13 protein-coding genes are annotated in these 13,265 nt (G+C 54.2%); 1 reads left to right on the top strand and 12 read right to left on the bottom strand.

Annotated elements, in window-relative coordinates; all coding sequences use genetic code 11:
* Position 1 precedes the first annotated feature (1 nt).
* From BQ7382_RS06860 to BQ7382_RS06900, 10 genes are all read right to left on the bottom strand, one after another.
* Positions 2-1,150 (bottom strand): DHHW family protein, encoded by a 1,149-nt coding sequence (locus BQ7382_RS06860; RefSeq protein ID WP_235847975.1) that lies wholly within the window; start codon positions 1,148-1,150, stop codon positions 2-4.
* 12 nt (positions 1,151-1,162) lie between these two features.
* Positions 1,163-2,566, bottom strand: a complete 1,404-nt coding sequence (locus tag BQ7382_RS06865) for an MBOAT family O-acyltransferase (RefSeq protein WP_077391383.1) — start codon at positions 2,564-2,566, stop codon at positions 1,163-1,165.
* Entirely contained in the window at positions 2,556-3,119 is a 564-nt protein-coding gene (locus tag BQ7382_RS06870; protein ID WP_077391384.1) for a DUF4358 domain-containing protein, read from the bottom strand. Before BQ7382_RS06870 ends, BQ7382_RS06865 begins: the two co-directional genes overlap by 11 nt.
* Positions 3,120-3,155: 36 nt before the next feature.
* Positions 3,156-3,971, bottom strand: coding sequence for a GDSL-type esterase/lipase family protein (locus BQ7382_RS06875; protein ID WP_159437254.1), 816 nt, complete (start codon positions 3,969-3,971; stop codon positions 3,156-3,158).
* Between the two features lie 257 nt (positions 3,972-4,228).
* Positions 4,229-5,395, bottom strand: a complete 1,167-nt coding sequence (locus BQ7382_RS06880; RefSeq protein WP_077391386.1) for an aminotransferase class I/II-fold pyridoxal phosphate-dependent enzyme — start codon at positions 5,393-5,395, stop codon at positions 4,229-4,231.
* Between the two features lie 312 nt (positions 5,396-5,707).
* Positions 5,708-6,502, bottom strand: a complete 795-nt coding sequence (locus tag BQ7382_RS06885) for a basic amino acid ABC transporter substrate-binding protein (protein WP_159437255.1) — start codon at positions 6,500-6,502, stop codon at positions 5,708-5,710.
* Positions 6,503-6,722: 220 nt separating this feature from the next.
* A complete protein-coding gene (locus BQ7382_RS09680; protein WP_235847976.1) occupies positions 6,723-7,196 on the bottom strand; it encodes a threonine/serine exporter family protein in 474 nt (157 codons plus the stop codon).
* The gene (locus BQ7382_RS09685; protein WP_235847977.1) at positions 7,197-7,955 is read right to left on the bottom strand and encodes a threonine/serine exporter family protein; all 759 of its coding nucleotides are present in this window, start codon (positions 7,953-7,955) and stop codon (positions 7,197-7,199) included.
* A 118-nt stretch (positions 7,956-8,073) separates the two neighbouring features.
* On the bottom strand, positions 8,074-9,744 hold the full coding sequence (locus tag BQ7382_RS06895; protein WP_077391388.1) for a putative manganese-dependent inorganic diphosphatase: 1,671 nt from the start codon (positions 9,742-9,744) through the stop codon (positions 8,074-8,076).
* A gap of 92 nt (positions 9,745-9,836) precedes the next feature.
* Positions 9,837-10,313 carry a peptidylprolyl isomerase gene (locus BQ7382_RS06900; RefSeq protein ID WP_077391848.1) on the bottom strand — a complete coding sequence of 159 codons (477 nt, stop codon included), beginning with the start codon at positions 10,311-10,313 and terminating at the stop codon, positions 9,837-9,839.
* A gap of 350 nt (positions 10,314-10,663) precedes the next feature.
* On the opposite strand from BQ7382_RS06900, the gene BQ7382_RS06905 reads away from it, so the two are divergent.
* The gene (locus tag BQ7382_RS06905) at positions 10,664-11,197 is read left to right on the top strand and encodes a MarR family winged helix-turn-helix transcriptional regulator (protein WP_077391389.1); all 534 of its coding nucleotides are present in this window, start codon (positions 10,664-10,666) and stop codon (positions 11,195-11,197) included.
* A gap of 134 nt (positions 11,198-11,331) precedes the next feature.
* Here the strand turns inward: BQ7382_RS06905 and BQ7382_RS06910 are convergent, their stop codons facing one another.
* Positions 11,332-11,868 (bottom strand): flavodoxin family protein, encoded by a 537-nt coding sequence (locus BQ7382_RS06910; RefSeq protein ID WP_077391390.1) that lies wholly within the window; start codon positions 11,866-11,868, stop codon positions 11,332-11,334.
* A 142-nt stretch (positions 11,869-12,010) separates the two neighbouring features.
* Complete coding sequence (locus BQ7382_RS06915; protein ID WP_077391391.1) at positions 12,011-13,066, bottom strand: D-2-hydroxyacid dehydrogenase; 1,056 nt, start codon at positions 13,064-13,066, stop codon at positions 12,011-12,013.
* Positions 13,067-13,265 lie beyond the last annotated feature (199 nt).

Consider the following 13,265-nt stretch of genomic DNA (forward strand, 5'->3'; position numbering starts at 1 on the left):
CCTATTCCACCTGCTCCAGTGCGAGAGCCAGAGAATCGTCGCCGAAGAACGTGTCGCTGTTGTACAGGAACAGCACCTTGGTGATCCCCTCCGAATCCATGAGATCATCGATGTTCTCAAAATAGTATCTCGGGTCCACCACCACTATCTCGAAGTAGTCCTGGGTCAGGAACGGTATGAAGCAGTTGGCGTAGGAATCCTTCACGATCAGCAGGCGCTCCTTGGACTCCACCGGCGTCTTGATGGTGTACTTCGGGTGGTTGCTGCCGCCGAATACCGTGTACTGATCCTTTTTCTTAAGGTTACCGAAACGGTAGAACTTGGTGGTCCTGGTCTGGGTGTCATCGTAGAAGATGACGGACTGCTTATAGCCGTCGTAGTCCGGGAGGTACAGGGAGATGGCATCGTTTTTTCCATTGGAAAAGCCGCTCTTGGATGCCAGGGTGCCCCGGAAGTCCTTGGAGACTACGGCCTTGCGGTACTTTCTCGGCGTGAGGCCCATTGTCGGCGCCGCCTTCTGATAGGCCAGGTATGCGCCCGTGGTCGTCCAGTGGTGATCCGTGCGGTAGTATACCTGAGTGCCCTTATCTGCCGCCTTTCTCAGCTCCGACCTCACGTCGATGGTATTGATACCACCGGCCTGTACCGACTTGAAGAACTGGTCCATATAGGCGTCCTGGTCTGCCACCCTGACAGACCTCGGAAGCTTGTCCGACATTATGTTCCCCGCCGTCGGAGCCAGGAGAAAGTACATGTCCACGTTTGAGTGGCGGGCCTTAAAGTCCGCCAGGGCCTTCTCGGTCCTGGACAGGCTCTTCCTGTCCGGCTTCGTCACGTCCTCGATGAGGTAACCGTCACGCCCCTTGTAGACCCCGTTGGCCTCCAGGCCGCCGGCAGTCACGTCCGCGGCGGATTTGATTTTTACAAAAAGATCTCTTCCCGGGAACTGGTCGTCGGCGTAGCTCTCCATGCGCTTCTCGAAGCGCCCCTCCATGTACTGTGAGATGGAAAACCCCGGAAACTGCTGGAGTGCCCGGTTTTCCGTATCAGAGAACGACCTGTCCTTCGAGAAAAGGCTCAGCAGAACGATGGCCGCCACCATGACTATGAAGCAGATCCCCGCTTTTTTGTAATAGCCTTTATTATCCATTTAAACCTTCTGTCAGAATCTGAAATACAGGAACGGATTGTAGGATCCGAACACCAGATACGCCACGGACAGCACGAACACCCCCGCCATCACCGCGATGGACCAGCGAGGATACCTGTCGGCAAGCTTTTTGAACTTTTCCAGGACGACAGGCGTGCTGCACAGGGCCGAGGCCCCGAGGAGCACCAGAGAGGTCCTCAGGAAGTACAGGGTCTTGATGTTCGCCACCGGATGGCCGCCCATGAAAAACATGGTCTTCAGGTATTCCAGGGCCTGGCCGATGTCGGTGATGCTGAAGAACACCCAGCTGATGATCACGATCACCATGGTGTAAAGGTGCTGTCCCCAGGCAGGGAGCTTTTCGATCTTCTTTCCGTATACGTATTTCTCCAGTATGAGGAGCACTCCGAAGTAGGTGCCCCACATGATGAAGTTCCAGTTCGCACCGTGCCACAGCCCGGTGAGAGACCAGACTATCAGCAGATTCAGGATGTGCCTCGGCACCGTCACCCTGTTGCCTCCCAGCGGGATGTACACGTATTCTCTGAACCAGCTGCTGAGGGACATGTGCCACCTGCGCCAGAATTCAGTGATCGATTTCGAAATGTACGGATAATTGAAGTTCTCCATGAAGTGGAACCCCATCATCCGCCCGAGTCCTATGGCCATGTCGGAGTATCCGCTGAAATCGAAGTAGATCTGGAAGGTGTATGCCAATATGCCTATCCAGTATGTGAGCACCGATACCTGCCCGTCTGGCAGTGCGGTGATGCTGGAGTACAGAGCCCCCAGGTTGTTTGCCAGGATTATCTTCTTGCCCAGTCCGAAGACGAACCTCATGGATCCGGCCCCGAAGTCCTCCAGGGAGTGGGTCCTGTCCTCAAGCTCCTCCGCCACGTCTCTGTATCTCACGATCGGTCCCGCTATGAGCTGAGGGAACAGCGACAGATACAGGGCGAACCTGAAGAAGTTCTTCTGAGGCCCCACGGTGCCTCTGTACACGTCGATGACGTAGGACATGGCCTGAAAAGTGTAGAAGGAGATGCCGATCGGCAGCGCCAGTGCGGTGTATTTGATGTTCGCTCCGGTGATGTCGTTGATGGTGTCCATCAGGAATCCGTAGTACTTGAAAAAGCCCAGGATGAACAGGTTCATCACCACGGCGAAAAGAAGGTTCTTCTTACCCGTGCCTCCATCGTGCTGCTCTCTCCTCACCTGAAGTGCGGAAAAATAGTTGAGGAATGCGCTGTATATCATGAGGAAGACGTATACTGGCTCTCCCCAGCTGTAGAAGATCAGGGATGCGGCCAGCAGTACCCCGTTTCTCGCCCTGAGGTACCTCTCCGGTATCGCATAGTAGATCACCAGTGTTATCGGCAGGAAATAGAATATGAAGATGGTGCTGCTAAATAGCATCTCTGAACACCTCCTCATACTTCTCCGGGGACTTCGCCGTGCAGTAGAAAAGGTACTTTCCCTTTTTCTCGATGATGGCGTTGTTCAGCTCCCTAACCTGAGACGGCCCGTAGCTGTCGAACTTTGTGATCTGGCTGCTTATTCTTTTGTCCACAGCATCCTCGACGCCCGTGAGATCGCTCCTGTTTTTCACCTTCACGATGAGGAGCTCGTCCACGCCCAGCGCCTCGCTGGTCTTGTAATACACATAAGAGTCGTAATCGCGGTAGTCCAGTCCCATGAACTGAAGCAGATCCCTGTCACCGCAGGGCTCCATGATCTTCTCTATGTTCGTCTGCTTCACGAGAGCGGTCTCTATGTCCTTTACCGGAACATCCTTTGCGGAGTTCCCACGGTATACAAAAAACAAGAAGAGAAGGAGGACCGCCACAAGTACGATCTTTATGACCAGTGCTCCTCTCTCTGCCGTTGTCATCTCAACTGTGCTGCTGTTACCGTTCGTGTTATTCGTATCTGTTTCTGTTTTCGTATTTATATTATTCTTTATATTCATCTGGCCCTTTCGGCAAGCCTTTCTCAGAAGAAGTTTTTACAGCTGCGCCGCCTTCGCAAGGGAGTCCAGCCACAGCGGATAGTACTCGGAGCTGGCGTGGATGCCGTCTCCTGCATACAGTTCAGGATGATCTGCAAGGATCGAAGTGTCGTCCACGAAGGTATATCCCTTCTTCTCGCACATCTTTCTTATAGCCTTGTTGAACTTCTTGTAATCTCCCAGGGAGCTGTTGTTCTTGATCGCGTCGGCATCAGGTGTGGATATGGAGCACACGTAGATCTCGGAATCCGGGGACTTCTTGTGGAACCTCTTGAGGAGAGACTCGTACTGCTTCACGAAGGCCTTCGCATTTCCGGAGTAGTTGCCCATGTCGTTCATCCCGAAGGCGAAGAATGCGGCCTTCGGATACGTCCCAGCGGCCTTGTCAAAGAGATCCTGACTGTTCAGCACAGAGGCTCCGATCTTGCTGTAGACCTGTTCCTCAGTCAGCCATCCGTAGACCGTCAGGCCCTCCGTGAGGGAGTCTCCCGTGACGGTGCAGTTCTTGAACAGCTTCTTGTATCTTCCCTGCCTGTCTTCCGACTGGGTGCCTCCGTTGGCGGCAGCGTCCAGCTGGTCGACGGCGTGTTCCACGTCCACCACGCTGGCGTTCTGGACTGCCTGGGCGGCAGAAATGTTCTTTTTTATGCTCTTGTCGCTGTATGCAGCGTCCACATTGGGACGGAAAAGCTGGAACACGAAGACTATCAGCAGCACCGCAATGATGACGTACACCGCCGTGGAGCCTCTCCTCCCCGGCTGCAGCGCCTCAGCCACCGCATTTTTCAGCTGTTCTTTTTTCCTGTCGTCCATCGCCAAACACCTCTGTTTCCGAAACCGCTCAGGGATACATCCCATCCTGAGACACCTACTTATGATAACAAATTAAAGTATTTTTGCAACCGGACCGAAATCCGCCGCGGCCCTGACCCGCGCGTTGCCGAAAGTCCCGTAGGCATTGAAAAAAGCGGCTTTCGCCGCTCTTTTCCAGGTTGTCATATCGCGGGGCTGCCCGAAGCCCTGACCCCTTGCGCCAGGCGGGAATGCCCTATCATTTCTCCCCTGCGGTTCTATTTTCTGAACAGGCTCATCTTGCCCAGCCTGTCGAAGGCCTTGCCAAGCTCCTCCACCGGAAGCGTGCAGCACATCCTCACGTAACCTTCGCCGCACTGGCCGAAGCCGATGCCCGGTATCATGAGCACATGGGCCTCTTCCAGGATCCTCTTGCAGACCTCCGTTGACGTGAGGCCCGTGTCCTTGATATTGATGAACAGGTAGAAGGTCCCCTTCGGCGGATAGATCACGTGCATGTTGTTCAGGGCGTTGATCCTCTCTGCCGCATAGTACGCTCTCTTTTTGTACTCGGCTATGATCGGAGGCTGTATCTCGTGCCTCATCCTCAGCGCCGCGATGGCCGCCCTCTGGGATACCGAAGGAGGTGTGAATGTAACCGCCTCATTGATCGTGGCGATGGTGTCGATGATATTCTTAGGCGCCACGATGTCCCCGACCCTCCAGCCGGTCATCAGGAAGTCCTTGGAAAATGAGTTTATGACGATGCTCCTCTTGTCCATCCCCGGCAGAGTCATGAAAGGAACGAACTTTTCCTGGTAACTGAAGGCTGTGTAGATGTCGTCGCAGACCACCAGCAGGTCGTATTTCTCCACTACCTTAGCCAGCTTCTTCATGGTGTCCAGGCTCAAGGTGCTTCCCGTCGGGTTGTTCGGGGAGTTGATGACGATAGCCCTGGTGCGCTCGTTGATCATGCTCTCCAGCCTGTCCACGTTGAACTGGTAGTCTTCTTCTTCCTTGGTGACGAACTCGATCGGGATTCCTCCCGCCATCTTCACCTGGTTAGGATACGGCAGATAGTACGGGGACTGGATCAGGACCTCGTCGCCCGGATCCAGGATGGCCTGCATGGCGTAGAACATGCCGATGTTTCCGGAGGCCACTATCATCACGTTATCGATAGGCAGATCGTAGCCGTACTCGTCCCTGTAAAAATATACCAGCTCTCTTCTCAGCTCCACGTCTCCTCTCTGAGGCGTGTAATGAGTGTGCCCGGCCATGGCATCCTTGAAGGCTGCCTCGGTCACCCTTGGGTCTGTGGTGAGGTCAGGGTCGCCGACGCTCAGGTTGATTATGTCGTCGTAGGCTGAAGCCATCTCGTATACATTCTTCAGTGGCGTTGAAACATCCTTCCAGTACTTCTTTGCAATATACTTATCCTTCATATCTCTTTCCTCTGCTGCGGAATAATACCGTTAAAAACTGCGGCTGAGTTTTGGCCGTATCTCTAATTTCTGTAATAATATATTGCATGTCACCACAATTTTCAATAGATTTTTGTGTTTTATTTTAAATAAATCACTGTTTTTTGATTTTATAAACAATTCGGTGTTTCGTTAGAAAAAAGCTCGTGTCGGTCTGGGAGACGGCGATATCGGGCGGCGTCGCAAGGCGCAAAAAAAAAACGACGGGAGAATGCCGCCCGCACGGGCAGCGTTCTCCCATCACTTTATTAAACGGTTTTACTTAAAAGATCTCTATTCGTGATCCAGTCCTGTGATGCCCCACTTCTTGCAGAGCTTGTCATAGGTGCCGTCCTTCATAACGTCTTTAAGTCCGGCGTTGATCTTGTCCAGAAGCTCGTCGTTGTCCTTGCCGACGGCTATCTTCATCAGGCTGTCCTCATCTGCAGCTGTGGAGATCTCTCCTGCCAGCTTGTAGGTGTCGGCCTTCTTGTTCATGTACTCGTCCAGAACAGGCATGTCTCCGGCAACGGCGTCAACGTCTCCGTTCTCCAGCATGAGGACGCATGTGCTGTACTCGTTCAGCTCCTTGACCTCGCCGATCTTACCCTCCTTCTGGAGTTCCTTTACGTAATCATCAGTAGTAGTGCCCATCTGAACGGCTACCTTCGTGCTGGATGTGAAGTCGGACTCGGAATTGATGGCGCTGTTCTTCATCACCATGTAGTACTGGCCGGCATCATAATATGGATCGGAGAACTGCACGTGCTTGTCCCTGTCAGGAGTTTCGTTGAATCCAGCGATGATCAGGTCCGCATTTCCGGCCTCAACGGCAGGCACAAGAGAATCGAAGCTCATGGTCTTCATCTTCACCTTGAAGCCCTGATCCTTTGCGATGGCCTTGATCAGATCGATGTCGAATCCCACCAGCTTTCCGTCGTCGTTGGTGCTCTCGAACGGAGGGTATGTAGGCTCAGTTACGGCGATATATGTCTCTTCCTTGCTGCTGCTTCCACAGGATGCCAGCATGAATGCCATCATACATGCAAGGGCAGCCAGGAACACCTTCTTGAAAACGTTCTTGTTCATATCTTGCTCCTTTATCATTCTGTCATAAACTTCAGTCGTTATCGTAGTACACAATGTGATGGTCTGTCCTTCACACCGGCATCACATTTTGCATAGGAACAATATAAAACAGAGCCGTCCCCTTGTCAATAATTAATATTAAATTTTATGTATATTTTTTCATTCCTCTCCGGCTGACATCGTTTCGCCCCGGTAAGCGTCAGCGACTCGCCGGCTCAGGCTAGATCGTCGCCTTTTTTCCCCTGATCTTTCCCCAGAGCATGGACAGGTACTTGTTCAGGATCTCCACGATCATGAAGCCAAGGGCGATGGCCACGCAGCTCACCAGGAGCTCGATCGCCTGGGACTTGGCTATGTTCATGTCGCGAAGGGCGACGCCGTACATCATCCAGTAGAGCTGGGCTCCCGGGATGACCGGGAAGATGGATGCCGTGAGGAACACGGTGGCAGGAGCCTTGTTGATCCTCGCCATTATCTGGGCATAGCCGGCCACGAAGATGGATGCGCCCATGGTGGCGTAGAAGTTGCTCGGGTCAAAGTGGTATACGGCCAGATATACGGCCCAGCAGAAAAAAGCTCCGATACCTGAATAGATGACCTGTTTTCCTCTGATGTTGAACCAGAGCGCAAAGCCTGTACAGGCTATGGTACTTGATATGAGCTGTACCCATATGTTTGGATTCATCGGTGCCATTTATATTATCCCCCTGAAAAGCATAAGTGAAACTACGATGCCAGCTGCGATGCCCGTTGCTCCCAGGATCGAGTTGGTGATATTCAGGATGCCCGACAGGATGTCCCTGTGGAGGGTATCCCTGATCCCGTTGGTCGTGCCCAGGGCGCTGACCAGGAGCATTACCACTCCCGTGGTGATCCTGCCCACGTGCTGGGCGGCTCCGAAGTATACCATCCAGACGATGAATGTCTCCGTGATGAACGCCAGTATTGCGTTGTAGATCATAGGATTGGACTCGACTTTTCCGAGCTTCACGCCCAGGAGGACTACTATAGCCGAGGCTATTATCGCGATAATGGTGTCGGAGACGGTACAGTCGAAGAACACGCCGAATCCGGCGCCTCCCATGATGCCGGCCATCACCGTGATCCAGAGAGGCTGCTGCTTCCTGTTAAGGACCTCACGCAGCTTTGCGTCCAGCGTCTCTCTGTTAGGCCTGGCCGCACACACGTATCTTGACAGATTGTTGAGATAATCCAGCCTGTCCAGGTTCATGCCTCCGAGAGGAATATGCCTGATCTGGGTTATGATCCTTCCGTCCGGCGCCTCCACCGTCGCCTGGATATTGGAAGAGATCACCCAGACGTTGATCCTGCGGAAGCCGTACGCAGAGCACATCCTGTACATGCTTTCCTCTACCCTCTTGATCTCGGCGCCGCTTTTCATCATCTCTTCGCCGATATCCAGAAGCCCCTGTAAAATTCTTTCCGGTTCCATGTTCACATCCTTTCGACTGTCCCGGCGCCGCGCGCCCGTAAAGCCTTACCACAATATCTTCTGTATTTTTATACGATTACCCGCAATAACTTCTTATAACCTTACCGGAATGCATGAGTCACATGTAGTTGATCGCCGTCATGAAAGCCGGGATAAGCTGCTTTTTCCTGGAAAGGAGCCCCGGCACGTTCACACAGCCGTCCTCCGCCTCCAGACCCGGGTAAGCGCTCCTTATCACGTCCGAAGCACGGTCCCCTGCAAATAGTATCTCTGACGAGCTGGTCTTGATGTTCGTCAGCAGGAAAAACGCCATCGAGATGTCCGTCTTGTTCAGTTCCTTCTCCAGCACCGGCTCGATGCTGCTCTTGATGACGTCAAGCTCCTGCTTGTCCATGGAACTGATCTGTCCCACACCGAAGGTATATCCGGAGATGGTGAACTTCTTGTAGTCCTGGAAAAAGATCTCTTCAGGCGATTTGTTCCTCAGGTCGGAGCCCGCCCGGAACATGGCCTCGGCGAACTCTTCGATGTTTATCTCGGCGATGAGAGCCAGCGCCCCCGCCGCCATCTTGTCCTGGAGCGTACAGGTAGGAGACCTGAACATCAGCGTGTCCGAAATTATGGCTCCCACCAGGAGACCTGCGATCTCCTTCGGGATGTCCAGTCCCTTTTCCACGTACATCTGATAGAGGATCGTGGCTGTGCACCCTACCGGCTGGTTTATGAAATAGATCGGCTGCAGAGTCTGCAGCGTCCCCAGCCTGTGGTGGTCGATGATCTCCAGTATCTCGCCCTCGTCGATGTTGTCCACGGCCTGCGACTTCTCGTTGTGATCCACCAGGATCAGCTGCCTCTTCTTGATACCGAGCAGGTTTCTCCTGGAGACCGTGCCCACGTAGTCGCCCTTGCTGTCCACTACCGGAAAAGCCCGGTGTCTTGTGCTCGCCATGACAGACCGGATCTTGTCCGTGTAATCATCCAGTTTGAAGGAATTGATGTCCTCCGTGATCATGATCGCCCTCAGCGGCACGCTCTTGTTGATCTCCCTTGTCACCGAATAGGTGTCCAGGTCGGTCTCCATTATCACGGCCCCGATGGCCTTCGCCTCTTCCACCGTCTCCCTGCTGGCGTGGGCGCCAAGGCAGATGATGAGGCAGGCGGCCTTCTTTTCCAGGGCAGCGGAGTGGTTCTCACCCCTGTCTACCAGGATCACCAGGTCCCCTTCGTCCACCACGGCCTTCATCCTATCGGGAACGGCCGCTCCCACCAGGACCTTGCCGTGGTCGAAGATCTTTTCCGGATCGCCGGTCACTATCTCCGCCTTCACCGTCTCGGCGATGTCGCCGAAACGCGTCCTGGAGTCGGACAGGAAGTGGGTATTGTCCATGTCCATGAATGTTCTGGCGATGTCGCCCTTTGTGACCAGGCCAACTACCTTGTTGTTCTCGGTCACGGGCAGCGTCACGGCGTTGGTCTCGTTCATCAGATCCCATGCCCTGCCGATCGTCATGCTGGCAGGAACACCCGGAGTCATCCTGATCTCCATGTCCCTGACCTGTGTTGACACGTCCCCCACGTACTCCGGATCCGGAACTCCGAAGTAGTCAAGGACGAACCTGGTCTCCGAACTGATCTCCCCGGCCCTTCCCGGGATGTACTTGTGGCTGTGGCTGACCCTGTTCTTGATATCGGCGTAGGCGATGGCGGAGCAGATGGAATCCGTATCCGGGTTCTTGTGCCCGATGACCGTGACCTTTCGCTGTATCTTTCTGTACTCAGCTTTGCTCATATGATGTCTTCACCTTTCGAATCTTTCTTTAAAAAGCCCGGGCCTCGGCCCGGACTTCGCTTTTCCCTTTTGTGACGGGCTTTCCAGGGAAGCTATTTCATCCGAATGGATCTGATCTTCTGATCCTTCAGAGGCTTATCAAAATAGTCTCTCTTGGCGTTTACGATCCTGTCAGCCACGTCCATGCCGCTGGTGATCTTACCGAAGGCCGCATACTGGCCGTCGAGATGCGGTGCGTCCTCCGTCATGATGAAGAACTGGGAACCGGCCGAATCCGGGTCGGCGGCTCTCGCCATGGATATCACACCTCTTGTGTGCTTCAGGTCGTTCCTGAAGCCGTTTGCGGTGAACTCTCCCTTGATGGTGTATCCCGGGCCGCCCATTCCGTTCCCCTGAGGGCATCCTCCCTGGATCATGAACCCTGGGATCACCCGATGGAAGATCAGGCCGTCGTAGAACTTCTTCTCGATGAGGCTCTCGAAGTTCTTCACCGTCTCGGGAGCGATGTCTTCGTAAAGCTCGCCCTCCATAACTCCGCCGTCTTCCATTTCAATGATAAATTCCTTCATATTCTCTTCCTCACTGTTATCTGAATTTTTCATGCCCTTCCGGCCTTCTTTTGATTTTTCCTATACACTCATCACTTAAAAAGGCCCCAAGGCATTGTTATCTTACCATGTTATCCATTTTCTCTCAACGCCCGGAACACTGTAATTCACTGTGAAAAGTGATTATTTTGGTGAGGTTGTCACATTGAAAAAAGGGCGTCGAAACGCGCCTGCCGGCGGGGATGGAGAAAAGTTCTTGCATTGCGGGCGGTTTCACTATAAAATGTCCTGTAAATTCAATGTTGCGCAATTAAATTGCCGTTTATTGAATTGCAGGCTGGATCTACTTGATGATATAAAAGGAAACTGAAATGGCAACTCCTGAAGATAAATACGACAGATTGAAGCTGGACAACCAGCTGTGCTTCCCTCTTTACGCCTGTGCTAAAGAGGTGGTGAAGCAATACAAGCCTTTTCTGGAACCGCTGGGCCTCACCTACACGCAGTACCTGGTGATGATGGTTCTGTGGGAAGACGGCGAGATCAGAGTCAAGGACCTCGGGCAGAAGCTTTTCCTTGATTCCGGCACACTGACACCGCTGCTGAAGCGCATGGAGGGAAAAGGCCTCATAACCAGAGAGCGCCCTCGCGAGGACGAGCGCAACCTTGTCATACGGCTCACCGAAAAGGGACAGGACATGCGTGAGGATGCAGTGAAGATACCGACCCAGATGGCCTGCTGTCTCCCTCTCGGGAAGAAAAAGGCAAAAGCTCTTTACTCCACACTGTACGAGCTCCTGGGGATAATGGGCGGATGCTCAGAAGAGAGTGCCGGTGGCTCACGACCTGCGAAGAAGGTGTCGGCTGCCCCAATGAAGAAGTCAAAGTCAGAAGCAGACGAATAACACAACAAGAGAGCATCAAACGCAAACGAAAAAGCAGGCCGGGATCAGCCGGATGGTGCGCCGTTCAGCGCTCCCTCCGGCCGGTCCCCCCTGCTTATTTCATTGCACTGTCCCGCAGACGTCACGACCCGTGCTTAAAAGTTTTTTCCAAGCCTGTAAGCCTGAGTCGGATAGCTGGACTGGAGAACGTCGTCCGCGTTGCTGCAGCCCTGTGCCGCCACGATGCCCCTGTCTTCCCAGCCCATGTACCTGAGGGTGAGCTGATAGGTCTTGACCAGACCGCTGCAGGCATCCTCCTCGTCGTCCGCAAAGGCGGTGATCAGCGCGGCCTTCTTGTCCTGGGTCATCAGCTTGTCGTTGAAGGCGTAGAACCTGTCTATCGCCGCGGCCAGCTGGGCGTTCATCCCGAAGTAGTACACGGGAGATACGAAAACGATGGCGTCGGAGTTCAGCACCTCCGGCCTCAGCTCCTCCATGTCATCCTTGAAAACGCAGCCGTCACCAGTCTTGTGACAGCGCTCGCACCCCATGCACGGATGGATGCTCTTGAACGATGCGTCGAAACGACAGACTTCGTGCCCCGCTTCCTCAGCGCCTGCTATAAAGTTCTCCGTAAGAAGTGCGGTGGAACCGCTCTTGTGCGGGCTTCCGGAAATGACCAGTATCTTCATTGCAAACACTCCTTCCTGTTTTTATCGTCCCCTCATCATTCTCTGTTTTCTGAATTGTACTCCTGCTGAAAAAATAATGCCAGCCAGCCACCGCGGCCGGGGGCTGACAGGCATTTTCGTCTCTGTTGCTCTGCGGCACCCGCTAGTACCCGCGGGTGAGGTCCATGAGGTTTTCCAGCCTCTCGCCGTTCACGTAGTGCTGCAGGTTCCTGCAGAAAAGGTCGACTATCAGCTGCCTCGTGGTCTTCAGTGTCATGTTCCCGGCAACGTGCGGGGTGATCACGCAGTTTTTTGCGGTCCAGAGAGGATCGCCCTGAGGTAGCGGTTCCTTTTCCATCACGTCCACGGCAGCTCCGGCGATGATCCCGGAGTTCAGCGCCTCCACCAGGTCCTTCTGTACCACCGACAGGCCGCGGCCGACGTTAACAAGAATGGCCGACTTTTTCATGAGTCTGAACATGTCCATGTCCATCATCCCCACGGTCTCCTTAGTGCCTGGCAGGCTCATCACCACCGCATCCGCCTCCGGGAGGACACCGGCCAGCTCCGTGAAGCTGTGCATCTCGTCATAAACTCCCGGATAGCGCACCCTGCCGGTGCGGCTGACGCCGATGATGCGGGCGGCACCAAGGGCCCTGGCCTTTTTTGCAAACGTCGTCCCGATGTCTCCGGCGCCCAGCACCACGAAACTGGACCCCATAATGGAGCCAAGCTCGAGCCGCGGCCCCCATGTCTGTTCGCGGTGGCACTCGATGTATTCGGGCTCACGCCTCCACAGCATCAGCAGCGCCATGATGATGTGCTCGCTGATGGTAGGGCCGTAGACGCCCGAGGAGTTTGTGAGGAAAATGCCCTCGTGGGGCAGGATGGATGTGCCGTCTTCCCGGGGATAGTACACGTCCATACCCGCGTAGGTGTCGGCGGCCCACTTCAGGTTTTCGCTGCACTTCTCCACGTGGCGGCCCCTCGATGTCAGTATCACTTCGGACTCCCTCAGCCACTGCAGCTGCGCCCTCTCACCGGCGTCCGCCTGTTCTTCGGTCTTCTTTTCCAGGAGATGCCTGTCGATGAACTTCACGCTGAAGCCGAGTTCTGCCGCTCTTCTGCTCAAGTCGTCGCGGAGCTCCTGCTCCAGGTGGCTCACGGAAACGGATATTTTTCTGGTTCCGCCGGCGGTGTTTTCCTTCTGAATGCTCATATTGTTCCCTCCTCCTCTTCAATGACGGGAGCAGTCAAAAAAAACGAAAAGCACGGCTGACGCCGCACTCCCCGTCGTTGTCACTATAAAGTTCCGGCCCGCGCCGCTGCAGGCGTATCAGCCGAGAACCGCTGTTGGCATGAGAAACATTATAACGAAATAGATCAGTACCAGTACGACGATCATCTTCATCGCTCTT

The sequence above is a fragment of the Mobilibacterium timonense genome (assembly GCF_900155555.1).
Taxonomy (GTDB): domain Bacteria; phylum Bacillota; class Clostridia; order Peptostreptococcales; family Anaerovoracaceae; genus Allobaileyella; species Allobaileyella timonense.

Coding starts and splice junctions, on each gene's coding strand:
- BQ7382_RS09685 (WP_235847977.1), bottom strand. CDS start 7,955: ATGGAACCGGAAAGAATTTTACAGGGGCTTCTGGATATCGGCGAAGAG.
- BQ7382_RS09680 (WP_235847976.1), bottom strand. CDS start 7,196: ATGGCACCGATGAATCCAAACATATGGGTACAGCTCATATCAAGTACC.
- BQ7382_RS06865 (WP_077391383.1), bottom strand. CDS start 2,566: ATGCTATTTAGCAGCACCATCTTCATATTCTATTTCCTGCCGATAACA.
- BQ7382_RS06875 (WP_159437254.1), bottom strand. CDS start 3,971: ATGGACGACAGGAAAAAAGAACAGCTGAAAAATGCGGTGGCTGAGGCG.
- BQ7382_RS06870 (WP_077391384.1), bottom strand. CDS start 3,119: ATGAATATAAAGAATAATATAAATACGAAAACAGAAACAGATACGAAT.
- BQ7382_RS06860 (WP_235847975.1), bottom strand. CDS start 1,150: ATGGATAATAAAGGCTATTACAAAAAAGCGGGGATCTGCTTCATAGTC.
- BQ7382_RS06910 (WP_077391390.1), bottom strand. CDS start 11,868: ATGAAGATACTGGTCATTTCCGGAAGCCCGCACAAGAGCGGTTCCACC.
- BQ7382_RS06880 (WP_077391386.1), bottom strand. CDS start 5,395: ATGAAGGATAAGTATATTGCAAAGAAGTACTGGAAGGATGTTTCAACG.
- BQ7382_RS06915 (WP_077391391.1), bottom strand. CDS start 13,066: ATGAGCATTCAGAAGGAAAACACCGCCGGCGGAACCAGAAAAATATCC.
- BQ7382_RS06885 (WP_159437255.1), bottom strand. CDS start 6,502: ATGAACAAGAACGTTTTCAAGAAGGTGTTCCTGGCTGCCCTTGCATGT.
- BQ7382_RS06900 (WP_077391848.1), bottom strand. CDS start 10,313: ATGAAGGAATTTATCATTGAAATGGAAGACGGCGGAGTTATGGAGGGC.
- BQ7382_RS06905 (WP_077391389.1), top strand. CDS start 10,664: ATGGCAACTCCTGAAGATAAATACGACAGATTGAAGCTGGACAACCAG.
- BQ7382_RS06895 (WP_077391388.1), bottom strand. CDS start 9,744: ATGAGCAAAGCTGAGTACAGAAAGATACAGCGAAAGGTCACGGTCATC.